Origin of the sequence: Thiospirochaeta perfilievii, from assembly GCF_008329945.1 — a bacterium.
GTDB classification, from domain to species: domain Bacteria; phylum Spirochaetota; class Spirochaetia; order DSM-2461; family DSM-2461; genus Thiospirochaeta; species Thiospirochaeta perfilievii.
In genome coordinates, this window is the sequence record NZ_CP035807.1 from 2,177,983 (window position 1) to 2,202,455 (window position 24,473).

Below are 24,473 nucleotides of genomic sequence, written 5' to 3' on the forward strand. Positions count from 1 at the left end.
AATGGGTTTTGATGATATTTTAAATCAGTGGGAAAGTACAAAGGGATTAAAGAAAGAACCTACTAATACTCCTAAAAAGGTAAAAAAAGTAGTTTCGATGTCCTCATTTTTAGATATGTATCCACCTGATGAGGATAGTGGAGAGGGCATTCCTGAAAAAATGACTCCAAGGCAAAAGAGAAGAAATTATCGTAGGATGAAACCCCAAGAGACTTTGGACCTACATGGCTTTTCCCTAGCCGCTGGGATTATTGAGCTAAAAGATTTTCTTTATAGGTGTAAAAAGAGAAAAATAGAGAAAATATTAATTATTCACGGAAAAGGACTTCACTCACCAAACGGTGATTCAGTTTTAAGAGATGGTGTTATTGGTGAGTTAAAGGCTTTATCATTTATTGGAGAAATAGGCCACCCCTCGGAAAAAGAGGGTGGAGCGGGTGCTACCTGGGCCGTTATTAAGTATTAACGTTCTCTGAAAATAATCCTACCTCGGGTTAAATCATATGGTGATAATGCTACTGTAACTTTATCTCCTGGTACAATTCGAATAAAATGTTTTCTCATTTTTCCTGATAAATGTGCAAGTATAATATGCTCATTCTGTAATTCTACTCTAAATTGAGTGTTAGGCAGAGCTTCTTTAACTACGCCCTGTACTTCTATTGCTTCTTCTTTAGCCAAAAAAGACTCCTGAAATGTAATTTATAAAAGTCTATTCAGAATAATCTTCAATGTCAACCACTTGACAAAAATGCATATAATAGTATATTTAACCGTAATTTATAAAAAATATGAAAGGAAGAGATATGACTGAAAGTTTTTTAGAAGAGATGAGGGTGCAATTAGACTCAAGAAAAAAGGATGTAGTTGAATTGCTTGCTTCTGAATTCAACGCATTTCAGGCTACAAATAGTAATAAGGGTAGAGATCTAGTAGACTTGGCTTCTAACGATTTTGATAAGCAGATTTTAGATGTTTCCAGTGCGCTAGAAGTTAAAACACTTAATAAGATAAATGCAGCTATAACACGGATGAAAAATGGTCATTATGGTATATGTGCACAATGTGGTCATACAATTGCTCAAGATAGACTAAAAGCAATGCCATATGCAGTGTTATGCGTAAAATGTAAAACTCAAAGAGAAAGATTTATAAAAGATTAAAAAAAGCTAATAGAGTTATTTAATCCTCCGATAATTTAAATATCAGGAGGGTTAAGTGATAAGTTCTGTATCATCACAAATAGGTTCATTTAGTAATTATATTGGGAGAATTGAAAATAGCTCAAAAATTGAAGTTCCAGTACCTTCTAGTATCTCGGTATATGCTCAATTTAAATATGTACGTGGCGTTCCAGCTGCAGCTAATCAGCAGCCAGTATCCCTCTCCCGAGCTCAAATAATAGATAACATGGTTTCATATTTAAATAACTCAGCAGAGGACTTAAGTTTGGATAAAAGTAGCAGCTTTGAAGTTGAAGAGTTGGAGAGTGAGGTTCATAGAGTAATAAACGAAGATCCTCCCAATTTTAACTCACTACCAGGATCAAATCTTGACTCTGGAGTTATCTTTAGTTTAACGGCTTAAGACTCTCTCCCTATAGTAGAGCTGTCTCCATGCCCTGGGAAAACCTTGGTATCTATTGGAAGCTTCTTAAGTTTTTCTAAGCTATTTAGAAGTTGGTTGTAATTTCCTCCTATAAAATCGGTACGACCCATTCCTCCCTTAAACATTGTATCCCCTGTAAATAGAACCTGTTTATCTTTACTGTAGAAACAGACACTACCTGGAGAGTGTCCAGGGGTGTGAATAACCTCTAATGAAAAATCTGTAAGTATATCACCGTCTTTTATTATAAAATCTGCAGGGTCATTCTCTACATAGTAGGAGTTGAAAAAATAATCACTGTTTTGACCCATAGATTTAAACATCTCTAAATGGGTCTGACTACCTTTATCTCCTAAAAAAACGGAATCTCCACTATGGATATAAACGGGTATATTATATTTTGATTTAATAGTTTTAACAGCACCTATATGGTCAAAGTGCCCGTGGGTTAATAGTATAGCCTCTGGTTTTAAATCTAAAACCTCAATTTTTTTTATAATCTTATCCTCATCTGAACCTGGATCTACTATTACAATTTTATTATCACTAAAATTAAAGAGATAGGTATTAACTCCTAAATCTCCTGTTATTATTGTTTCTATCATAGTAATATGATACTAAAAATATATCAAACATCAAGGGTTATATATGATTTTAGTTATTTTAGGTTTAGTTGTTTATCTTCTTTTTTTTATTTTAATACCAGGTTTTGGGGCTATCTCACTTAGAAGGAGGTGGAGTACTTTCAGGAATTTACTCTTTAAGTATAGTATGGTTCCTGCCCTTGAATATAATAACTTAGTAGAGGGCTCCTCCTTCTCCTTTTGTGGTCTTCTAGAATCCTTTAAAAGTGATGATATTGTTTGGTTAAAAGGGGAGTCTCTATCTATCTGTATAAACTTGAAAAAGTTGAATATTTACACTCTATCAAAAAATAATGATGAGGTTTATAAGAGTCAATGGAGGGATATCTCATCCCTGGTAGAAGGTACTGAGTTTTTTGTTTTTGGTAACCTTAAGTATGATGGAGGAGTACCCTATTTAGTTGGGTCAGAATTAGAAGACCTGTTAGTTGTTGTACGAGAGGGGCAAGGGAAAATTTTTGATCAACTCTTGGCAAAAGGGCGGGATAAAAACGAAATGTGGAATAGTTATACTCCCTACGCTTATATTACAGGTGTATTAATTCTTATTATATTAAGTTACTTTTCATATAAGACCAGTTTTAATAAAATTAACTCATTTTATCTATTACTTATGGCTGGGACCCCATTCTATTTTATTCTACCACCAGGGTTGTTTTTTTATATTAAATATAGGAAGAGTTGGGATATCGCTTTACGATACTCGGTATTATCAGACTTAGATAGATTAAAGGGAAGGGTTGAAAGATCTTCTCTTTTTAAAAAGAAATCTAAGGTTGTGGAAAAACTCTCTCTACTATTATATGTTCTTGGATATTTATGTAACTTGATTATTGCTGGAATAATTTTATTTAAACTATTCCAGCTTATTATTTTTAATTAGATATCTTTTTTTGCAAAGTTTACTGTAAGTTTTCTACCTCGATACTCTGTGCTATCAAGGGCTGATACTACTTTATCCGCTTTCTCTCCCGCAACATTTACAAAGGAGTAGTTATCTAAAATTTTAATGTTACCAATACTCTCTTTTTCTATCTCAGCTGTTTTGGATACAAGCTGTATTAAGTCAGAAGGGTATACTCTTCTATTTTTACCTATGTTAATGAAAATTGACTTCTCACCAGCTTTTTTTGTATTTTTTCTTCTTGGTTTTCCTAGGTACTCTTTTAAAAGAAATGCAGATACATAAGATCTTAAATTCAATGGAACATTCTTTTTAAATAATTTTTTGTATAAAAGCAGTGTTTCTAAATCTGAACTTGACTTAATTGATTCTAAAATGCTTTTGATAGATGGTTCTAGGCTCTCGTTTAATTCTGAGAACTCCTGGTTCTTGTTACTCACCTTATCTCCTTGATAAAATTAAAAATGATTGTTTATGACTATTATGATAATCTATAATGCAAATAGTGGAAAGTGGTATGTGTTAATTAGTAGAAAGGGTCTTAAAAACCTTGTAAAATGTTAATAATATATTATCTTTAAGATAGGATGTAATAAAATGAAAGATAGTGAACAGATAAATTTAGTAAAAAAGGATATTAAATCCATAGAGATAGAAAAAAATGAGAGGATAGGTCAATTAGGTGAAATCTTCTTTGATTCAAATATAGAGTTAGAAGATAGTTCTATAATAGAAGATATCCAGAGGATTGAGAGTGAAATCCCAATAATTAAAAATAGGATGGAAGAGTTAAAGAGTTACAACCTTTCAATTACCGAGGCAGAAGAAGATGTAAAGTTATGCCATGAAAAAATTAAGGATATAAAATCCGGTATGGGATCTATATACGAGAAAGTAGGTGTTGAACTTTTCTGTTTTGTAGGGGAAAAGGAGTTAGCTTACCCCGAAATAGCAACACTGTATAAGGAGTTAAAGGAGGGAGAGGCTCGATCTGAATCCCTGGAAAATAAACTCTACTCCTATGAGAACAGTGCTTCAAAAAAAAGTTTTTTAAATATATTTTCCACACCCTTCCATGTTAGAGGGATAAAAAAAGAGATTCGTCTTAATAATAAACAGAGCTTAACAAATTTTAGAAAGCTAGGAGAGGTTTATACTAATACTCCCCAGTTAGTAAAGGATGAGAGTAATGAGTCGCTACTCGATGTTTTAGAGGAGTATAATAAGTTACAAAATAGCTTAAAAAGTCAAAATGAGAAGTTAATATCATTAAATAAAAGAATTAGTGATAATGAGCAGAAAATAAAAGAAGAGAGTGACGGGTTAAAATTAAAAAGTGTATACGATAAGTGTGAAAAACAGATTGTTGATGCTCAAAATAGGGTTTCTAAACTTTTAGTAGATCTTGGAGAGCATGTTGTTTCCATTAATAAAGAGACCTGGGAAAACCCTGAGGTAGATGAGAAGCTAGGTGTCTATAAAGAGTTAAATAAAAAATTAGAAGAGAAACAGAAAGAACTAGTCTACCTTGAGAAACAGAAAAAGTATAACAAACTCTTAAAAGAGATCAAAGAGAGGGAAGAGAGTCTAAAGGTTGAAAGGGAGCATATTGAGAAGCTAACTGAGACTTTAGAGAAAAATAAAGCTAATTTAACAGAGGTTGTTGGAGAGAGTGAACTACTTTTAAAATGGTTAAATGACAACCCTCTTTGACCTTGATTTGAAATAAAAAAATATTAAATAGAGTGAAGTGGGAACAATTATTGATGTAGTTATACGTGACCACGTAAAACCCCTTGCTGTTATTAAATTGATTAAAATTAGAAATATATCTGTGACTACTAATAAGGTTACACTTCTTAGTAGTTTTGATTTAATAAAATAGAATAAAATTTTTGTTATTAATGATATTACCTGTATAGATATAAAGCAGGGTAGTGCGTAAAAAATAAACCAGTCTAAACCAATTATTAGAACATCTAATAAGTATAGATATAGGCCCAGAATTACATTTAAATAGATATATAGAAGTAGCGGGTTTCTTTTTAGATGTAGTGTTGCTGTTACAATCATATATATAAAAATTAGAGAAATAGTAGAAATTAAGGACCAGCTTAGAACTCCCTTTAAGTAGTAGTTTATTCCTGTTGTTAGTAGTATTGTTAAAATTGTAATAAATCTTAAAAAGTGAATAGTATTTATGTCTCGGCTATTCGCCTGTCCTTTAATTATAGAAATTTTGTTAATATCTTTAGGGTATAGAGGATTTGTCTCCTTTCTTTTTTCTGGAAACTCCACTGGAATTTGGCATAGTGGGCAGTTTGAATATCTATGGTTTAGTTTAACACCACAGTGTATACAGTAGGGCATCTTTAACTCCTATTACTCTCTATTTCTACGGGTATACCATCTTTAATAAGGTGACTAAAAAACAGCTGTTCTAACTGTGTCTCTTTAACAATGCTTCCAAAACAGATTGACATTTTATTATTATAAGTGGCAACACCAGCTTTAATTTTACATAGTGCAGATGGTGGTGGAATAAACTCTATATTTTTAATTCTCTCTTTTATTGATTCATCAAACTCTACAATACCCATATTTGATATACTAGTTGAGTATTTACTCTCCCCCATTTTTATATATAGGGATCTAAGTATTATGTTTTTAATAAACAGCGGTATAAGTTTACTCTCCATCTGTCCTCTAATATTCCTGGATATCTGTCTGGATATATACTTATCATTCACCTCCACTTGCATAAAATGGTGGATGATTTTTAGAATCTCTTGAAAGGTAAACTCTCCTAACTCTGGGTCAAAACTTGGTTCTATACTTAAGAAAAAGTTTCTTAGTGTTTTTGATGGGAAAATCTTTCTTAGATTAATTGGAACCATTAATCTAAACGGTTTGGAGTGTTTTCTTCTCTTCTTAGGTGGGAATGATAATAGAATTTCCTGTAATGAGTAACCTAAAACAGTTAAGAGGTACTCTGTTATTGTTACACCAAAACTCTTTGCTACTTCTTTTACTCTATCTGCAGGGAGATACCCTGTTATTATATTGTAAACCTCTTTAGACTCAGCCTTCCATGGTACATGGAAGGCTTTATCACTCTTTCTAGGAGGTGGAATTTGTGGTTTAAAATATTTCTTAAAAGAGTCTTCTAGTTGCTCTTTCTTTAGTTCTTCAGTTATCTCTTGATGGCTTATAGTGTAGCCTAACCTTATAAAATACTGATGTATTAGGTGTTGTAAAAAAATAAAAGCTCCAGTTCCGTCAGTTGATGCATGGCTTACTTCTACAGCAACCCTATTGTGAAAAACTTTTACCTGTATAGGGTGAATACCTCTTCTTCTAATTGGAATCTTTCTACATGGATATAGACTATCTTGGGTTAATAATAACCTCTTTTTATTCTCTTCAAAGTAGAACCAGAAAAATCCTCTTCTACACTGTACATTAAACTGGGGGTAATCCTCCATTGTTTTATCCAGCGCTTCTTGTAACTCTTTTACCTTTATTGGATGATCTAAAGTTGCAGATACTCTAAATACTGTTGTTACTCTATCTGAGACAATTGATGGATAGAATATCCCTGCATTATCCAAGGGAAACCATTTAATCATATTTTAAGTATAGTTAATATTCTTGGTCTTGAATACAATTATTAACTATTGTAATATCCCAACATGATTTCTACAATATTATTATCAGGTGGAGTCGGGTCTAGATCGGGCAAAAACATACCAAAACAGTACTGTGAACTAGATGGAAAAGTAATCTTTCTTTACTGTATTGATGAGCTAATTAAGGCTAATTTAGTTGAAGAGTTAGTAGTTGTTTATGGTGATGGTTTTAAGGATCTAATAGTTAAATTATTAAATAACTATAAGAACTGTTTTAGTTGTATTAAGTTTGTAAAAGGTGGTAGTACTAGACAGGAGTCTGTTTTAAATGGTCTAAAAGAGTGTAGTGGTAGCCGAGTATTACTCCACGAATCTGCTAGACCACTAATAACAGATGAAGAGCTATTAAAAGTTGCAAATCATCCTTCACAAAATGTCACAATGGGCATAGATATTCCATTTACAGTATTAAAACATAGGGACGGTAAAATAGACTCTATACTAAATAGGGAGGAGCTTTTTAATGTGCAGCTTCCTCAAAAATTTAATAGGGAAGATCTTTTAAAAGCCCATATTTGTAGTATAAAAGATGGTAGAAGTTTTACAGATGACTCGTCGTTAATGTTTTATTATAAGTATGATGTAGCAGTTATTTCTGGATCAGAAGAGAATATAAAAATAACTTCAGCAAATGACTTTTCAGTTGCTGAAGGAATATTAAATAGCCGAAAAAACAGGTCGAGGGTTTAATGGGATTAAAATTATTAGAATCAGTAGAAGAGATATTAGATAGGGTAAAGAGAGAGACAGGTAAGGAGATCCTCCTTTTTGAAAATGATAAGATGTCCTCTATGGTAGAGGTTAAGAGTGCTAGGGAGGCTGATGAGAATCATCTAATGGCTTACTCATCAAACTATACTCCAGAGATAAACCATTTAGTAGCTTCTAAGGCTTTACAGATTATAAGAATGTTTAAAGAGACTCCAGAAAACCGAAAGATAGCTGTTGCTTATCAGGACCATTTAAACAATGCAAGGATGGGAATAGCCCTTGAGGTGGAGAGAAAACCACACTTGGAAGTTGTTTTAAATGATCATAACTTAACTTCTACATGGGTTTTAAGCCTTATCAACCAGTTAATTAGTCAACCTGCAAACTTAAATGTAGAGAAAGAGATCTATAATAACTATCCAGATCTTAGGCAGTTTCAAAAAAGTATAATTAATTCTCAGTTTACAGATTTTAACTTAACCCTATCAAAAGAAGTTGAGAGTTTAAGCCCTAGTATAATTTATAATACATCAGCAATTATGAACTATGTATATTTAAAAATCATAGATGATATAACTGGAAGTGATTTTATAGATAACTTAAACTATATTGTTAAAAGAAGTAAATCAGAGACTCTATACGAATATAGTAAAAAGAACCTTGAGAATTCTATTACTGGGGATATTAAAATGACCGATTATTGGGCTAAGTATCTTAACATTGAGAATTGGTATACATGGATTGATTTTGAAGATGGTGCTTCAAACTAATCCCTCTGTTTCTGGCTCTTTGATGTTAAAATTAGGGCTATAAGGGTAAAGATATATGGGGATGCTAGAATTAGATCCGAAGGTATATCTTGACTCTGTCCAAAATTTGATAACATCTGAGTAACTGAAAAGAGTATACAACCTAAAAGAATTCCTATGGGATTTTTTCTTCCTAAATAAATAATAACAAGGGATATCCAACCTCTGCCGGCACTTATATTAGGGATAAAACTTCGTAACTCCATTCCTAAAAAAATACCTGCAATCCCTGAAAATAGACCTGAAACAATAACAGCTGTAGTCCTGTAGAAATCTGGATTAATATTTGAATAGATAAGTGTCTTTTTACTTAAACCTCGAACCTTTAATCTTAATCCAAACCTAGTATGTTTCATTATGAATATTGTTAAAAATGGAATTAATAGGGATAGAAGTATTATTGAGTTCGTATCAAATTCTCTACTATTTTCTAGAAGTATAACACCCTTTGTTCTAAATATCTTATATGCTAGAGCTGATATTATTCCAAAAAAACCCATATTAACTGCTAATCCTGTAATTATAGGATTAGCCTTAAGTTTAATTGTTAAGAACCCATGTAAAAATCCTAATACAGTAATTATAGATAGGGCTAGAAATACTCCTAAATAGAAGGAGCCAGTTACCTTTGTTATAGTAATAAAGAGGAAGGCTCCCATAGTCATATAACCCTCAATAGCTACGTTTGTAGTGCCTGAGTACTCTGTATATAGTCCTCCTATAGACGCTAGGAGAAATGGGGCCATTGTTTGTAGGAAGTCCACTATTCAATACCTCTTTTTATAAATTTATCTTTTATTAATCTTGAAGATATAACAAAAAATAGAACACTTTTAATAATTTGTGATAGCTCTATTGTTACGTCTGAGGTTATTGTAGCATAACTTGAACCAGCATCTAAGAATGAGTAGAATAGAGAGGAGATTATAACCATTATTGGACGGCTTCCCGCCAGTAGGGCAGATGATAAACCATTCCAGCCTAGGTTGTTATTAATTCCTACAATTACAGAGTGGTGATTACCTAAAACTAGTATAACCCCTGCTGCTCCATGGAGTACTCCACTTATAGTTAATCCCGCAACCCTATAGTTTAAGCTTTTTATACCCATTGATTCCGCAAAAACTCTATTTTTACCAGAAATGGTAAATTCGTAACCCCAAAGGGTGTTTTTTAAGTATAGAGATATAATTATAACTAATATTAGTGCTATTAAGAAACCTGCTGATAGAGCTGATGGCTCTAGTATTTTAGGAAGATAATAGGATTTATTAATTTTTGAGGTTGTAAGAATATTACTCCCCTCCATTAAAAAAGGTCCAGTTACAAAGTAGTTGCATATATGAATTATAGTCATTGAGAGTAGGTATGTTGATATAAGACTATTAACCCTGTATTTTATCTCTAACCAAGCTGATATCCAGGTTAATATCCCTGATGTAAAAAGGGCTACAATAATTATAAATGGAAGAGTAAAAACTCCTATAGTATTATTTAGGTATATCGATAGAATACCTGTAATTGTAGCTCCTAGATAGACCTGACCCTCTCCTCCTAAGTTAAAACTGTTGGATTTTAATGCAATAAATGCTCCTAGGGAGGTTAGCATAAGTGGAGCCGCATTATTTAACATATTTCCAAAACTGTAGACATTAGAGAATGGCCCGGTTACAAATGCATAAAATGATAATATTGGGTTGCTGCTTAATATAAGAATCAGAAGTGCAGATGGAACAATAGTTAATATTATAATTATTATTACAGGGTGTTTAAATATTTTATTCATGGGTAATTCCTGAGGATAGTCTCCCTATTAATTCAGGTGTACAGTTTTTATCATTTTTAAGCTCTTTTATTACTTCACCTTTATACATAACAAATACTCTATTGGACAGTTTTAGAATTTCATCTACATCGGAGGAGAGTAGTAAAATCCCTCTGTCCCTCTGTTTTAAACTCTTTATATCCCGATATATATTGTTTGAACTCTCTAAATCTATTCCCCATGTTGGACTACACAGTATTAGTATTTTAGGGTCCTGTTCTAATACACGGGCTAAAACACTCTTTTGTAGATTGCCCCCGCTTAGAGTTCCTGTTTGAGCATTGATAGAACCCTTTATATTATACTTATCTATTAGTTTTCTAGAGAATGAATCAATTTTCTTAGAGTTTAGAACTCCGTGTTTTGAAAAAGATTTTCTATCCTTTGCAATTAGGGTTTCCTTAAGTTTGGAGTTTAGTTCAACCCCCTTTGTTAATCTGTCAGAAGGTACATAACCTATATTGTTTAAACCTAGGCTCATTTTTTCTAGACCCTCTTCCAATCTATGAAGGCCACAATCTCCGTAACCAGTTATTCCAATAATCTCCCTTTCGTGCACCGTCACGTCAACATTGTCTACTATAAATTCAAATAGAGGTTCACCCTGGGGGTTTGTTGTATCGATAATTGTTTTTATTATATCAGTACCACTCATATGTCTAGATATATCATTAAGGTTAACACTTTTTGTATTTACAGTCTCTATAAACTTACCCTTTCTCATTATTGTAAATCTATCTGAAATAGACGAGATGTCTTTTATTTTGTGGGAGATTATAATTATAGTTTTCCCATTTCTTTTTAGGGAAAGTATAGTTTTTCTAAGTTTTTGTGCTTCTATCTCGCTTAGGGCTGAGGTTGGTTCATCAAAAATAAGTATATCTGAGTTATTAAATATAACTTTTATTATTTCTACTAACTGCTTCTGACCAATTGATAGGTCTCGGACCTTTTGGTCCACATCTAGATAAAAACCGTATATAGTTAGAATCTCTTCTAATCTTTTTTTCCCCTTCTCTCTATCTAATAAAAAACCAAAATGTGTTGGTTCAACCCCAATTATAATGTTGTCTAAAATTGTGAGTTCTTCTATAAGTCTAAAATGTTGGGAGACCATTCCTGTTTTTCCAGAAATAGTTATCTCCCCTGAATCACACTTCTCTATGTTGTGAAGAATTTTCATAAGGGTTGATTTCCCTGCACCATTCTCCCCAACTATAGCGTGTATCTCTCCTTCTTCAACCTCTATATGCATCTTATCTAGAGCAAGGGTATTATTTACAGAGAAGTACTTAGAAATGTTATTCATTGTTATTATATTCATTATTTTTTTATGTTTTCTACTACTTTGCTCATTTTATCTTTAATATCCTGTGGTACGTATTTCTGATACAGTGGGTCATCTTGGATAAAATCTATGTAACCATCCCGTGCAGAAAATTGATCCGCATTACCAAAAATAAGATCTCCATTTATAAAGTCGGTTACTAATTTATATGTGAGCTGTTTTTGCTTGATCACAGTACTACCAAGAATTGTGCCAGGTGCCTTGTTATATCCATTGCTGTCAAAATGAATAATATATTTACCCATATCTTGTGCTTTGCTTATAACCCCTTGAGTTGCCCCTCCTGATATTGATAAAAAGACATCTACACCCTCATTTATCATAATTGAAGTAAGTTCTGAAGCCTTAGTAGCATCCCACCAGTTTCCAACCACTCTTAGATCCACTGTAATATCTTTATCAACATCAGCTAGACCTTTTTTAAAACCTGGGATTAGAACGTTGTCTAATACTGGGTAGTGGTAGGCTACTATTAATCCTACTTTTTTATCTGGATTTGCACCTTCTAGCTTACTTAGTGTTATTAACCCTGCTAAATATCCAGCCATATAGGCTTGATCAAACTGTTTATACTCTGCGGTATAGATATTTTTAGAACCTTCTATATTTCCATCTAGGCATAGAAACTTCTGGGTAGGAAAACTTTCAGAAACCTCTAACATGATTTGGGGCATTGAGGGGTTAGAGCTAACAATAAGATCATACATCCCTGTCGCTGAAATCTCTTTGATTTTTTCAGGCCAACTCGCAGCATCAAATCCACCCTCAATAGTTTTTACACCTAGTCCATGCTCCTCTGCTGCCTGCCTAACACCTGCATCTAAATCTTCATAAATTGGACTTCCTGCCATAACTCCTGGAATAAAAACTGCTATCTGTTTTATTCCACCCTCACTATCTGTTTTTGAAAAGATAGGAGTAACTAATAAAATCATTAAAATAATTGCTATTTTTTTCATAAAACCTCTTAAAATAATATATTGCTTTTACATTAGAAAGTCTATGATGTGGTTGAAATCCTTACCAACAAGTGGGATAATTGCGTATGATTTTAGCCGTAGATATTGGAACCACATTTTTAAAGGTTGGGATAATTGATTTTAATGGAAAAATCTCTTACTCAGAGAAGAGGGCAATTGACCTCTCTGTAGACAAAGATCTGCGGGAAGTTGACCCAACTAAATGGGTGAAGGGATTATCTAATCTTTTTCTTTCGATACCTGCAAATTTATTAGATAGTCTAACTGGTATAGTTATTAGTGGAAATGGGCCCACTTTTGTTCCTGTAGACAAAACAGGAAATTCTGCAGGTAAAGCACTTCTTTGGATCGATGATAGATCATTAACTGTTGCAGATGAGATTACAAGGCGTTTAGGCTCTCCAATCCCCCCAAACTTCTTTTTAAGTAAGGCTTTTTGGTTTAAAAAAGAGAGACCAACAGAGTATAAAAATACAATCTCATTTCTATCCTGTCCTGAGTATATCTCCTATCTGCTAACTGGCGAGAAATATACACTTCTACCCCAAGATGGCTTTATAGATCTATATTGGACAGATGATAAGATAGATAAGTTAGATCTTGACCAAAAAATGTTTCCAAAGTTTATTTCACCCTTTGAGGTTTATGGAACCCTTAGGGATAATCCTATAACCTCCGGGTTAAGAAAGGGCCTTCCTGTAATTTGTGGTGGACCAGATTTTATAATGTCGATTCTTGGAACTGGTTCAGTCTATGAGGGAGTCCTCTGTGATAGAACAGGCACTAGTGAGGGGCTTAACTTCTGTTGTTCGGATCCAACTAGGATAGAAGGGTTAAGAACTCTTCCCCATGTAATTCCAGGGCTTTATACAATTGCTGGTTTAATTCCTAACTCAGGTGAGTATCTACTAAATGATAGACTTGATTTATTAATTGATGAGTATAAAAATAGTATTAATCTAATGGTAAAGTCCGGTCTTAAAATAAAAGAGATTAGGGTTGTTGGTGGTCATGCAGGAATAGAGAGGCTAAATATTAAAAAAGCATCTCAATTTGATATTCCTTTAAAAGTATATCCTGAGGGGTCTGACCTTGTAGGAAATGGGGTTTTAGGAAGTTTGGTTTTAGGGGTTTATCCCTCAATAGGTGAGGCTTGTTCTAGAATGGTTAAGGAGAAAGTCTGTTACAACTAATAAAAAAATATTTACTTCTTATTATCGTTTTATTTACCTCTTGTACATCTACTCCTCCCCCTTTAAATATTTCAAAAACATCTATTTTTGAGTATTTTAAAAGTGACAAAATTGAGGATTGGAAAATTGGGCTGGCTGAATTAGAGAGTAGCCCTGATAAGAAGTACTTTTTATCTCTTATAGACCTATATTTTGATGACTCTTATAGGGGCATTAGATTAGAAGTTAAGGGTCTACTAACCTTATATATAGGTAGTTTTGATATAGATTATATGGAACTTATAAGTAGAGTTGATTCTATAAAGAGTGTAGAGTTATTAACTGACCTAGTTGTAGGTTTAGATGATACTGAAGTAAATTTATACTCAGTTGGACTATTTAATAATAACTCCCAATATAGGGACCTATTTCTTCAGATGTTAGGTTCAGATATTTTAAAATATACTAATGTTGTAGAGTTATTTGACACTTTAAATAAGGAAGAGAAGTTAGGTCTTATTTTCGCTGTAGGGTTTATGAGTAATCCAAGTATAAATAACTGGTTAGTATCTGCTCTTTATAACAAGGATGATGATATCTCATCTTCTGCGGTGTTTGCACTATCAAAACGGGGAAGTTCTGGTTATAGGCTTTTAGCGGAGAACCTCATTGATCTTTCAGATAGGATAAAGATGATTTCTTTAGACCTTTTAACCTATAATAAGGTTTATGCAGTTTATGATAAATTCCCTGAACTTCTTACTACAAAAAACGATTTAATTGCTAAGAAAATTTTCAATGTCTATAGATCTTTAGGAGAAAGAGCAGAACTTTATATATTAAATAGCTTAAAATTAGCCCACAAAGATTATCTTTTACAACTATTGGAGATTCTTGATGATTTAGAAAATAAGGATTATTTAGGTAATATCTACTATCTTATAGATAACCCTCTAGTTCAAGGCAAAATAATTGAATTATATTTTAACAATGAGTCCGTGTATCTACTTAGAAAGATACTCTTATCCCAAGAAATAGAGGTGGTAGATATGGTAATTGACTACGCTATAAAAAATAATTCAGTCCTACTTTTTGCAAATAAACAGATTAGTGATTTAGTGCTTTCAAATTTTCTATCTCATTACCAGACAAGTAGTGTTATAGGGTATTTTGAGAGTATCGGAATCGATAATAACTATATTGATGATTACCAGAGTTTAGAGACTATATATAGGGCTATTGCTGTTTTAAAGGATGTTGAAGGAAAGAATGGAGAGGTCGATTATATCTCTAAGTACTTTGAGTTTGAACAGAGTCAGGTAATTGCTCAACAGGAACTCTCTATTTTTTATAATGGAATGAAGAGTTGGCTAAAGAGTGGAAATATAGAAGACTTAGATCGCTCTTTAGCAATAAAGAGTGCAAAAAATGCTAGTTCTGGAAGTATTGAGGATGAAAAGAGGTCTTTTGTAGACGCTTTAACAGAGGATGAGAGGTCTATTTTACTAAGTTACGAAAAATCAAAAAAAGATATATCTAGAAATTATAGAACGCTAAGCTTTAGATTAAAGTATTTTGCCCAGAAGATTATAAACGAGAGTGGTTACCAGCATTTAATAGAATAAAAAAGCAAAAAAAACGTAATCTAAAGACTTCTAAGAAGTACAATAAGATTACGTTTATTCGAGAACAACGGGGATCGAACCCGTGATCTTCGGCTTGACAGGCCGACGCGATAACCATCTTCGCTATGCTCCCAATTTGTTATTAGCGCTAATTTATCTTAAAAGATAAAAAAGAGTACGAGAACAACGGGGATCGAACCCGTGATCTTCGGCTTGACAGGCCGACGCGATAACCAGCTTCGCTATGCTCCCAATTAACAACCTAAGTATACCCCGGAGCCGATTCGAACGGCCGGCCTATCGCTTAGGAGGCGATTGCTCTATCCCCTGAGCTACCGGGGCGCTAACAACGAAGATGATATTAAAACGACTATCAAAAAGAGTCAACACCTAAGGCATAAAAAAAAAGAACTATTTATTGTAAAACCTTTTAACTCTGTGAATATTAGTTAGAATTTCATAGCTTATAGTCCCAACTTCTTCTGCTAAGCTTTCTGCATTAGGTTGATCTTTCTCTTTTCCAATTAGAGTAACCTCATCATAGAGTTTTACCTTATCATCAACTTTAACCATCATTTGATCCATGCAAATATTACCAACAATAGGGTATAGATTCCCATTTATATATACGGTTCCAACATTAGACAGAGCCCTAAAATATCCATCAGCATATCCAACTGGAAGTGTAGCTATAATACTCTCCTCTTCTGTAATATATGTTCTTCCATAGGATATTGATGTTCCTTTTTTAACTTTTTTTAACTCTACAATTTGTGTTTTGAACTCTAAAACAGGCTCAAAATTTAGGGTTAGCCTGTCTGTAGGCGGGTATCCGTATAAATTAATTCCGCTTCTTACAAGGTTAAATATGGATTCTGAGTTGTTAATTATTGCTCCTGAATTTGCAGCATGGAAATATTTAGGTGATATGTTAGACCCTTTTAACTGGTTTATTACCCCTTTAAATCTATCCAATTGAATATTTGTATAGTCCTGATTCTTTAGTTCTGAGGTTGAAAAATGTGTACAAAGCCCTTTAAACTTTAGATATTTTGAGTTAAAAATCCTCTTTCCCAGGTCTAGAGCATCCTCTGGAGGGCAACCAATTCTTCCCATTCCTGTATCTACTTTCAGATGGATGTTTAGATTCTTTTTCTGATTTTCACACTGCTTTTCAAATAAAACTATGTGTTCTTTTGTACTTATTATAGGCTCTAAACCCAACCTAACGATATCCTTTATCTCTGTAGGAGTAGGTAGGGAGAAGAGTATTATTGGTCTTTTAATTCCATTTTCTATAAGTTCCAAGGCCTCGTAGATAGTAGCTACTCCAAAAAAATCACAACCAAAATCTTCTAGGCTTTTAGATACTTCAATAGCCCCGTGGCCATAGGCATCAGCCTTAACTGCAGCACAAACCGCAACGTTATTACACTGCTTTTTTATTGCTATGAAGTTATTTTTTAGATTCTCTAAATGTATTATAACCTTTGTGCTTCTCATAGATTTCTCCTATAAATATTGTTATTTTCTGGAAATTATTAATATTAGTATTAAACTATTAATATGTTAAAGAATAAATACGGTTTATATTTAATATTATTAAGGATTTTTCTCATCTCAGTGTTGGTTCAATTTATAATAGTTATTCTTCTTTTACAATTTTGAGTTATTAAGGCATAATGTATAAACTGAGTATGGAAGGTATTAATTTATGAGTGATGAGATCCAGTTTATGGATGAAGATGAAGACATTGATGATATCACAGAGCAACATGAGAACTGGAAAGTATTAATCGTAGACGATGAAAAAGAGATCCATATGGTTACAACTCATGTTCTTAAAGAGTTTCATTTTAAGGATAGAGGTATAGACTTTTTTCACGCTTATAGTGGGGAAGAGGCAAAAGAAGTTTTAAAGGAAAATCAGGATATTGCACTTATTTTCCTTGATGTTGTAATGGAAACAGATGATGCTGGGTTTAAATTAATAGAATGGGTAAGGAACTTTTTAGAGAATAAGTTTATTAGAATAGTTTTAAGAACTGGTCAGCCAGGGTTGGCACCAGAGAAGGAAGTTATTTTAAACTACGATATTGATGATTATAGGGCTAAAACAGAGCTTACAGCTGTAAGATTGTTTACAACCACAGTTGCCTCTTTAAGAGCCTACGCTATTATGATGGATCAAGAAGAGAACAGAAGGACTCTTGAAGCCCTTGTTAAAACTTCTTGGAGTATTGGCTCTTCTAGAACTGCAGATAATTTTTTAAAGGGTTTAATGCCACAAATTAGCTCCTTTATGTCTTTAGGGGAGAACTCCTTTCTCTCTGAGGTGGAGAGAGTTGGGGATAAAAATGTTTTAAAAGCTGTTATGGGGACTGGGCGTTTTAAAAAAATAACCGGTGATGTCGCTGAATATTTAACAAGTCATGAACATGAGATTGTAGATAAGGCACTTTTTGATGGGCATCATGTTTTTGAAGATCAGGTAGTTGTTGGTGTTGTCCTACACAGTGACCCACAAAATAGTAGACTACTTTTTATAGAGAGTCATGAGAAGATAAAGAGTTTAGACCTCTCTGTTTTGAAAATATTTTTATCAAGTCTAGACTCTGCATATGATAATATAAAACTCTCATATGAGGTTGAAATTGCCCATATAGACCAGATAAATATGCAAAAATCTCTTTTAGATAGGCTAAATAATGTTATATCAATTAGATCAAAGGAGACTGCAGGCCATGTAAGGCGTGTTGCAGAGTGTTCTGTTTTACTTGCTAAATACTATGGTTGCAGTAAAGATTATATTGAGATTTTTAAAACCGCATCTCCAATGCATGATATTGGGAAAATTGGTGTCCCAGACTCAATACTATTAAAGCCTGGAAAGCTTACCTTGCAAGAGAGAGCAATAATTAATACCCATGCCCAACTAGGACGAGATATGTTTGAAGGGGATGAATCTGCTTTAATAAAAATGATACGGGATGTTGCAGGAACACATCATGAAAGGTGGGATGGGAAGGGATACCCTGATGGATTAAAGGGGGAAGATATTCCCCTCGCTGGTAGAATAACATCAATATGCGATGTTTTTGATGCTCTTTTATCCGAGAGACCATATAAAGAGGCACTACCCCTGGATTATGTAGTTGATATCCTGAAAAAGGGTAGAGGTAGTCACTTTGATCCTAACCTTTTAGATCTATTTATGGATCATTTAGATGAAATGAGTGAAATATTTAGAACCTATAAATAATTTAACAAAATTCTAACAATTTGATTTTATAATATCAGATACAAAAGTTTGAGGGGCTATTAGTGGCACACGAGAAGATTTTAATAATTGAAGATGAAAAAGATATTTTAGAACTTATTGCATTTAACCTAGAGTGTACTGGGTATACTGTATATAAAGCATCAAACGGTGAAGATGGAATTGAAATAGTTAAAAACTCTATCCCAGATTTAATTCTACTAGATCTTATGATGCCAGGTATTGATGGTTTTGATGTTTGTAAAATTTTAAAACAGGATAAAAAGACCAAACATATTCCAATTATTATGTTAACGGCTAGAGGTGAGGATACAGATATTGTCTCTGGACTTGAAATTGGTGCAGATGATTATGTGACAAAACCCTTTAGTCCTAAAATACTTATAGCAAGAATTAGAACCGTTTTAAGAAGGCCTAATGATTCCCCTGAGGTCGGGGAGACTTTAAATGTCTCAGGAATAATTATGGACATTAGCCGTCATAGGGTAAGTATTGATAGCGAGGAGATAGATCTCTCCTCTACAGAGTTTGATATTTTAAAAACACTAATGTCCTCTCCTGGATGGGTTTTCTCTAGGAATCAAATAATCGATGCCGTTAAGGGATCTAACTATCCAGTGACCCAAAGATCTGTAGATGTTCAAATTTTAGGTTTAAGAAAAAAGCTTGGGACTAGAGGACAGTTTATTGAAACAGTTAGAGGTGTTGGATATAAGCTAAAAGAGGTCAAATGAAACAAAGAAGTATATTTACCACCCTCTTTTCAATCTTTTTAGTAATAATATTACTCTCAATAGGTGTCTCAGCAATTTACAGTATTACAACTTTTAATAACTTTATATATAAGATTGAGAAGGATCGATTAGTTGAAAAAACAGAGATTTTATTAGATTTATTTCCTGTTGAAGACATTCATAATATTGAAAAAGTTGATAGATTTACCCGTGCAGGAATAAATGGCCAAACTCGGATTACAGTTATAGATAACAGTGGAGTTGTATTGTCTGACTCTATAAAAGACTCAGAAACCATGGATAACCACCTCTACCGTGAGGAGATTCAAGACTCTATAACTGGTAGGTCAGTTGTTGTTTTAAGATTTAGTGATACTTTAGACCAAATGATGATGTATTACTCCCTTCCTATTGAGTATAAATCAAAATCTCTAGGTTTTTTAAGAACTTCAATATCCGTAGATCTTCTAGAGAAAAGGGTTCAGGTTGTAACTATAACCATAACTATTATTAGTATTGTTCTTATACTTCTCTCTGTTGCAATATGTTATATCATGACTATAAAATTTAGTATTACTATTAATTCTATTAAACGAGTAGCTGGGTGTTACGCTGTAGGAGAGTTTAATAACTCTCTCTCCGAGAATGGACCAAGGGAGATTGCATCCCTATCAAAATCTATTAATAATATGGGGAACTTTTTACAAGAGCGAATATCTACTGTAGTAAAACAGAAAAATAGATATAAATCCATGTTAGAGAGTATGCATGAGCCTGTTATTAGAATAAATAATAACTTTATAATTGATGAGATTAATAGATCTGCAGAGTTACTTTTTAATAAAAAAGATAAATACACTGTAGGAAATAATATAAGATTCTTAACAGATAATGAAATTTTTTTGGAGTTTGTAACCCTCTGTTTAAATGAGAATAAATCCCTTGTAAAGATTATACCTCTCTCTTTAGATAAAAAGTATCACTTCCAAATTCATAGTTCTATTCTATATGATGCAGATAATAATCGATTAGGAATACTTCTAGTAATGAATGACTTAACAGAGCATGTAAGGCTAGAGGGGATGAGAAAGGAGTTTGTAGCCAATGTATCCCATGAGATTCGAACTCCAGCAACAGCTATACAGGGGTATATTGAAACACTAATTCATAATGATGTTAGCTTAGAGCAGAGGGAGAAGTTTTTAAAAATTATCTATAGGCATAGTAACAGATTAAATAGCATTATTGACGATCTACTAATGTTAGCCGGTTTAGAGAAGAGTGATTCAAGTTTTCAGTTTGAAAAATTCCCAGTCTCTGATTTAATTTCAAGTGCAACAAATATAGTCTCTGTAAAAGCTGAGAAATCATTAATTGAAATTGTTTTTAATATTGGGGAGAATCATCAAATATACGCCCATCCTCTGTTAGCAGAGCAAGCATTAACAAACCTACTGTCAAATTCCATAAAATATAGTCCTAAGGGTAGTACTATTAGGATTAGTACAAGATATATACATGGAGGTTTAATGGTCGAGGTTCAGGATGAGGGGTGTGGCATTCCCTTGGAAAATCAAGAGCAGATATTTGAGAGGTTTTATCGGGTAGACAGGGGACGGAGTAGAGATCAAGGTGGAACAGGTCTTGGGCTCTCAATAGTTAAGAGGGTTATGAATATACATGGTGGGAATGCAACTTTAGAGAGTAAGGTTGATAAAGGTTCTACTTTTAGATTATTCTTCCCTGGGGAGTAATTTAGATGATTAATATAATATATAAGGCTACTTTTGTTCTGCTTATTTTTAAGCTGTTAATGACAATGTATCAACGTAAATTCAATGAAAATGGTGGTTACAAACGTTTAGTATCCCTATATCAGAGTCTCTACCTTGGTGTAATCTATATTGGTATGTCCAGTGTAATAGCCAGAGGATATAACCTAAACCTAGTTTATTTGGTTCTTATTGTGGGAGTTCTTGTTGGGATTTTGTTAAGGGGAAAATTATTTCCTTATACCACTAAATGTGAAACATGCCATGGTAGGCTAAAATTAAGCCAAATCCTCTTTTTAGATGATAAAAATTGCCAAAAATGTAAAAAATAGCATTGACGACTTAAAGAATTCCGTACTATAACTAATTGTTGATTTAATAAACAAACAATAATGGAGTTAGAAACAGTGGCGGATAATAAGGCTTTTCAGAAAAAAGCTAATATCTCTTTAGTAATGCAGACCATAAGGGTTAATAAACAGATTTCTCGGATTGATATATCCCGGGAGCTTGGGCTAGACAGGTCCACAATAACTAATATTGTATCTAAACTAATCGAGGGTGAGCTACTTGTTGAACTTGCTGAGGGTTCCTCTGTCTCAAAGGGAGGGCGAAAGCCTGTTTTATTAGGATTAAATAGGGATTTTGGAACTGTTTTAGGTTTAGAAATTCAGATAAATCTATATAGAGCAACTCTAATGAATATTGATGGTTCAATTATATGGAATCGAAGTGGCAATATAGGGAGTAGTTTAAACCTTTATGAGATAGTCTCTTCTATCTATACTGAGTTAAAAACATATCTAGATAGAAATAACTCTCCCCTTCTTGGTATTGGTATTGGCCTCCCAGGGCATATTGATCCTGAAAATAATACAATTCTAGCTTCTAGTCCATTTTTTAAAGAGAGTGGATATGTTGAGGACTTTTCTAAACTATTCGATTTTCCAGTGGTTTTAGACAATGATGCTAACTGTTGTGCATGGGGTGTTTTAGAGGATAGAAAGGAAGATAGTATTAAAAATTTCCTATACTCGATATTAGAATTCCATGGGGACAGGGAAGCTGAGAGTAAGTTAGAGATAGGGTTCGGTATTGTTATAAATGGTGATGTCTATTATGGAAGTAATTTTGCCGCCGGAGAATTAGGTGATGACTTAGTTGAAGATAGTCATCTTATTAGAGACTACAATACTTTTTTTACAAAATTAATTAAAAAGTTAACCCAATTTATATCCTTTCTAAATCCAAGCCATCTGTTTTTAGGAGGCGAGTTTATAAACCATCAAGAGTTAATAACTGATATTGTAGGGAAATCATCTATTAATAATAAGTGCGAAGTTCTCTTTTCAAATAGAAGGGAGTTTGACGTATCTTTTGGAGCTGCAAGTATGTTTATTGAAAGATTATTTAAAATCCCCGGACTAGATAACCAAAGAGTTACAAAGTTAACCTGGGAAAATATATTAAGTTTAAGAAGTGAGAAAAGGGGGAGATAATCTGAAGAATCTAGATATAAATTACTTAACAATAGACCAGGGTTGTGACCTAAAGGATATTAGGACTAGGCTTGAAGAATTGGATAGTCACAAAATTGATAGTGTAAATTGGAGTGATTATAGTTATAAACCTGAAGTTAGCTTTAATATAGCATATTCGGACTATGCCATTTATATAAACTACAGAGTTTTTGAAGGCTCAGTTTTAGCGACAAAATCAGAAATTAACTCTCCTGTTTATAAGGATAGTTGTGTAGAGTTCTTTGTATCGATGGATTTAGAGAGATACTTTAACTTTGAATTTAACTGTATTGGAACAAAATATGGTGGATCCGGATTTGATAGAAGTAGTGGTACAACAATGAGTTCAGATAAAGTAAAAAAAATTAGAACTTTTTCAACCCTTGGTGATAAAACATTTACGGAGAAAGAGATTTTTGAACCATGGAACCTTGTTGTAGAGATACCACTTGAGCTTTTTACAACAAAAAATATAGAAGAGATTAAAGGCAGTAGTGGTAGAGCTAACTTTTATAAGTGTGGAGACGAAATGTCTAAACCACATTTTATATCATGGAATAAAATAGAGACCAAAGATCCAGACTTTCATAGGCCTGAGTTTTTTGGCCAAATAAATTTTAAATAGTGGAGGAATTATGTCATTAAAAGGAAATGCAATTATTGGACAGTCAGGAGGTCCTACATCTGTAATTAACTCGTCTTTAGCAGGAGTGATTGATGCTGCAATAAAAAGTGATTCTATAGATAATGTTTATGGAATGAACTATGGGATTGAGGGGTTTATGAATGAGTGGTTGTATGATTTAACTGCTCAGCCAAAGGAGATACTAGAAGGTTTAAGAGAGACTCCATCCTCTGCGCTAGGGTCATCTAGATTAAAGCTTCAGGATGAACACTTTCCTAAAATTATGGAAGTTTTAAAAAAATATGATATTAGATATTTTTTCCTAATTGGTGGAAACGATACAATGGATACTGTTCATAGAGTAGAAGCATACTGTAAGGAAGTTGGGTATGAGTTAAAAGGAATTGGAATACCAAAAACCGTAGATAATGACCTATATGGAACTGACCATACTCCTGGTTTTGCATCAGCTGCTAGATTTAACGCCTTATCTGTAATGCAGGGTGGTCAGTTAGCTAGGGATATGAAAAAGGTTGATAAGTTTGTTGTTTTTCAAACTATTGGTCGAGATGCGGGTTGGTTAGCAGCTGCTGCAGCGTGTGGGAAGAAGAAAGAAGACGATGCTCCTCACTTGATATACTGTCCAGAGCGAAAATTTAATGCTAAAGAATTTGTAGAAGATGCTAAAGCATGCATAGAGAAGTATGGTTGGGTATCAGTTGTTGTATCAGAGGGAATTTGTTATGAAGATGGAACTCCAGTTTCTGCAGCTGTTACTAAAGATAAGTTTAATAATACAGAGTTCGGAGCTATGGGTGGCGCATCAGTTGCTCTAAATGTTCATAAGATATTAAGAGAAGCAACAGGGGAGCGGGGAGAATTTCAAATAATTGAGTCTCTAAATATGTCTGCCCATGATAGAGCTACTAAAAGTGACCTACAAGAAGCGTTTGATTGTGGTGTTGAGGCTGTAAGGTTAGCAGAATCAGGTGAAACAGGTTTTATGGTAACTATTGAGAGGGTATCAAACTCCCCTTATCAAGCTAAGGTAGGAAAAACACCTCTATCTAATGTTGCGGTTAGAGCAAAATCTATGCCAGATGATTTTATTAATGAGAGAGGAAACTTTGTTACAGAGAAAGCTTTAGAGTATCTAAAGCCATTGGTAACGGACCTTCCAAACTACGTAGAACTTCAACCAATATTTGTAAAAAAATAATCCAAGGA

26 protein-coding genes and 3 tRNA genes are annotated in these 24,473 nt (G+C 33.4%); 16 read left to right on the forward strand and 13 right to left on the reverse strand.

All coding sequences use genetic code 11. The features are described 5' to 3' along the window. The first annotated feature begins 1 nt into the window (after position 1). The gene (locus EW093_RS09930; RefSeq protein ID WP_149568255.1) at positions 2-466 is read left to right on the forward strand and encodes a Smr/MutS family protein; all 465 of its coding nucleotides are present in this window, start codon (positions 2-4) and stop codon (positions 464-466) included. Here the strand turns inward: EW093_RS09930 and infA are convergent. After that, positions 463-681, reverse strand: coding sequence for a translation initiation factor IF-1 (gene infA, locus EW093_RS09935; protein ID WP_149568256.1), 219 nt, complete (start codon positions 679-681; stop codon positions 463-465). The genes EW093_RS09930 and infA overlap by 4 nt on opposite strands. Before the next feature lie 125 nt (positions 682-806). On the opposite strand from infA, the gene EW093_RS09940 reads away from it, so the two are divergent. Continuing rightward, positions 807-1,163, forward strand: coding sequence for a TraR/DksA family transcriptional regulator (locus EW093_RS09940; RefSeq protein ID WP_187759667.1), 357 nt, complete (start codon positions 807-809; stop codon positions 1,161-1,163). Positions 1,164-1,218: 55 nt separating this feature from the next. After that, the gene (locus EW093_RS09945) at positions 1,219-1,587 is read left to right on the forward strand and encodes a hypothetical protein (RefSeq protein WP_149568258.1); all 369 of its coding nucleotides are present in this window, start codon (positions 1,219-1,221) and stop codon (positions 1,585-1,587) included. On the opposite strand, the gene EW093_RS09950 is transcribed toward EW093_RS09945, so the two are convergent. After that, positions 1,584-2,213, reverse strand: a complete 630-nt coding sequence (locus EW093_RS09950) for an MBL fold metallo-hydrolase (protein ID WP_149568259.1) — start codon at positions 2,211-2,213, stop codon at positions 1,584-1,586. The two genes, EW093_RS09945 and EW093_RS09950, sit on opposite strands and share 4 nt — an antisense overlap. 43 nt (positions 2,214-2,256) lie before the next feature. Between EW093_RS09950 and EW093_RS09955 the strand changes: the two genes are divergently transcribed. Continuing rightward, a complete protein-coding gene (locus EW093_RS09955) occupies positions 2,257-3,135 on the forward strand; it encodes a hypothetical protein (protein ID WP_149568260.1) in 879 nt (292 codons plus the stop codon). Here the strand turns inward: EW093_RS09955 and EW093_RS09960 are convergent. Continuing rightward, positions 3,132-3,596 carry a DbpA RNA binding domain-containing protein gene (locus EW093_RS09960; protein ID WP_149568261.1) on the reverse strand — a complete coding sequence of 155 codons (465 nt, stop codon included), beginning with the start codon at positions 3,594-3,596 and terminating at the stop codon, positions 3,132-3,134. The genes EW093_RS09955 and EW093_RS09960 overlap by 4 nt on opposite strands. A 157-nt stretch (positions 3,597-3,753) precedes the next feature. On the opposite strand from EW093_RS09960, the gene EW093_RS09965 reads away from it, so the two are divergent. Continuing rightward, on the forward strand, positions 3,754-4,869 hold the full coding sequence (locus tag EW093_RS09965; RefSeq protein WP_149568262.1) for a coiled-coil domain-containing protein: 1,116 nt from the start codon (positions 3,754-3,756) through the stop codon (positions 4,867-4,869). On the opposite strand, the gene EW093_RS09970 is transcribed toward EW093_RS09965, so the two are convergent. Beyond that, positions 4,849-5,526, reverse strand: coding sequence for a DUF6320 domain-containing protein (locus tag EW093_RS09970; RefSeq protein WP_149568263.1), 678 nt, complete (start codon positions 5,524-5,526; stop codon positions 4,849-4,851). The two genes, EW093_RS09965 and EW093_RS09970, sit on opposite strands and share 21 nt — an antisense overlap. Before the next feature lie 2 nt (positions 5,527-5,528). Continuing rightward, positions 5,529-6,785 carry a condensation domain-containing protein gene (locus EW093_RS09975; protein WP_149568264.1) on the reverse strand — a complete coding sequence of 419 codons (1,257 nt, stop codon included), beginning with the start codon at positions 6,783-6,785 and terminating at the stop codon, positions 5,529-5,531. Positions 6,786-6,848: 63 nt separating this feature from the next. On the opposite strand from EW093_RS09975, the gene EW093_RS09980 reads away from it, so the two are divergent. Continuing rightward, positions 6,849-7,535, forward strand: coding sequence for an IspD/TarI family cytidylyltransferase (locus tag EW093_RS09980; RefSeq protein ID WP_149568265.1), 687 nt, complete (start codon positions 6,849-6,851; stop codon positions 7,533-7,535). Next, positions 7,535-8,326, forward strand: a complete 792-nt coding sequence (locus tag EW093_RS09985; RefSeq protein ID WP_149568266.1) for a hypothetical protein — start codon at positions 7,535-7,537, stop codon at positions 8,324-8,326. Before EW093_RS09980 ends, EW093_RS09985 begins: the two co-directional genes overlap by 1 nt. On the opposite strand, the gene EW093_RS09990 is transcribed toward EW093_RS09985, so the two are convergent. From EW093_RS09990 to EW093_RS10005, 4 genes are read right to left on the reverse strand one after another with little or no spacing between them, the layout of a single operon-like run. Continuing rightward, the gene (locus tag EW093_RS09990) at positions 8,323-9,129 is read right to left on the reverse strand and encodes an ABC transporter permease (protein WP_149568267.1); all 807 of its coding nucleotides are present in this window, start codon (positions 9,127-9,129) and stop codon (positions 8,323-8,325) included. The two genes, EW093_RS09985 and EW093_RS09990, sit on opposite strands and share 4 nt — an antisense overlap. After that, positions 9,129-10,151 carry an ABC transporter permease gene (locus EW093_RS09995; protein ID WP_149568268.1) on the reverse strand — a complete coding sequence of 341 codons (1,023 nt, stop codon included), beginning with the start codon at positions 10,149-10,151 and terminating at the stop codon, positions 9,129-9,131. The genes EW093_RS09990 and EW093_RS09995 overlap by 1 nt, the downstream gene beginning before the upstream one ends. Then, a complete protein-coding gene (locus tag EW093_RS10000; RefSeq protein WP_149568269.1) occupies positions 10,144-11,514 on the reverse strand; it encodes an ATP-binding cassette domain-containing protein in 1,371 nt (456 codons plus the stop codon). Before EW093_RS10000 ends, EW093_RS09995 begins: the two co-directional genes overlap by 8 nt. Further along, positions 11,514-12,497, reverse strand: a complete 984-nt coding sequence (locus tag EW093_RS10005; RefSeq protein ID WP_149568270.1) for a BMP family ABC transporter substrate-binding protein — start codon at positions 12,495-12,497, stop codon at positions 11,514-11,516. The genes EW093_RS10000 and EW093_RS10005 overlap by 1 nt, the downstream gene beginning before the upstream one ends. Before the next feature lie 86 nt (positions 12,498-12,583). On the opposite strand from EW093_RS10005, the gene EW093_RS10010 reads away from it, so the two are divergent. Continuing rightward, complete coding sequence (locus EW093_RS10010; RefSeq protein ID WP_149568271.1) at positions 12,584-13,711, forward strand: FGGY family carbohydrate kinase; 1,128 nt, start codon at positions 12,584-12,586, stop codon at positions 13,709-13,711. Positions 13,712-13,983: 272 nt separating this feature from the next. After that, positions 13,984-15,315: a hypothetical protein gene (locus EW093_RS10015; protein WP_149568272.1), complete on the forward strand. Its 1,332-nt coding sequence runs from the start codon at positions 13,984-13,986 to the stop codon at positions 15,313-15,315. A 59-nt stretch (positions 15,316-15,374) separates the two neighbouring features. Here EW093_RS10015 and EW093_RS10020 read toward each other — a convergent pair. The 4 genes from EW093_RS10020 to alr form a co-directional block, all read right to left on the reverse strand. Then, positions 15,375-15,448: transfer RNA gene (locus EW093_RS10020), tRNA-Asp, on the reverse strand. Positions 15,449-15,493: 45 nt separating this feature from the next. Continuing rightward, a tRNA-Asp gene (locus EW093_RS10025) sits at positions 15,494-15,567 on the reverse strand. A 17-nt stretch (positions 15,568-15,584) separates the two neighbouring features. Then, positions 15,585-15,657: transfer RNA gene (locus EW093_RS10030), tRNA-Arg, on the reverse strand. Positions 15,658-15,726: 69 nt separating this feature from the next. After that, on the reverse strand, positions 15,727-16,818 hold the full coding sequence (alr, locus tag EW093_RS10035; RefSeq protein ID WP_149568273.1) for an alanine racemase: 1,092 nt from the start codon (positions 16,816-16,818) through the stop codon (positions 15,727-15,729). A gap of 211 nt (positions 16,819-17,029) precedes the next feature. Between alr and EW093_RS10040 the strand changes: the two genes are divergently transcribed. The 7 genes from EW093_RS10040 to EW093_RS10070 all read left to right on the forward strand — a co-directional run bounded on the left by EW093_RS10040 (position 17,030) and on the right by EW093_RS10070 (position 24,465). Further along, positions 17,030-18,577: an HD domain-containing phosphohydrolase gene (locus EW093_RS10040; protein WP_149568274.1), complete on the forward strand. Its 1,548-nt coding sequence runs from the start codon at positions 17,030-17,032 to the stop codon at positions 18,575-18,577. Between the two features lie 62 nt (positions 18,578-18,639). Continuing rightward, positions 18,640-19,329 (forward strand): response regulator, encoded by a 690-nt coding sequence (locus tag EW093_RS10045; protein WP_149568275.1) that lies wholly within the window; start codon positions 18,640-18,642, stop codon positions 19,327-19,329. Next, the gene (locus EW093_RS10050; protein ID WP_149568276.1) at positions 19,326-21,083 is read left to right on the forward strand and encodes an ATP-binding protein; all 1,758 of its coding nucleotides are present in this window, start codon (positions 19,326-19,328) and stop codon (positions 21,081-21,083) included. Before EW093_RS10045 ends, EW093_RS10050 begins: the two co-directional genes overlap by 4 nt. Before the next feature lie 5 nt (positions 21,084-21,088). Continuing rightward, a complete protein-coding gene (locus tag EW093_RS10055) occupies positions 21,089-21,433 on the forward strand; it encodes a hypothetical protein (RefSeq protein ID WP_149568277.1) in 345 nt (114 codons plus the stop codon). A gap of 60 nt (positions 21,434-21,493) precedes the next feature. Next, positions 21,494-22,600: an ROK family transcriptional regulator gene (locus tag EW093_RS10060; RefSeq protein ID WP_149568278.1), complete on the forward strand. Its 1,107-nt coding sequence runs from the start codon at positions 21,494-21,496 to the stop codon at positions 22,598-22,600. Continuing rightward, positions 22,581-23,246, forward strand: a complete 666-nt coding sequence (locus EW093_RS10065) for a carbohydrate-binding family 9-like protein (protein WP_149568279.1) — start codon at positions 22,581-22,583, stop codon at positions 23,244-23,246. The genes EW093_RS10060 and EW093_RS10065 overlap by 20 nt, the downstream gene beginning before the upstream one ends. Before the next feature lie 10 nt (positions 23,247-23,256). Next, positions 23,257-24,465: a diphosphate--fructose-6-phosphate 1-phosphotransferase gene (locus tag EW093_RS10070; RefSeq protein ID WP_149568280.1), complete on the forward strand. Its 1,209-nt coding sequence runs from the start codon at positions 23,257-23,259 to the stop codon at positions 24,463-24,465. Positions 24,466-24,473: the final 8 nt, after the last annotated feature.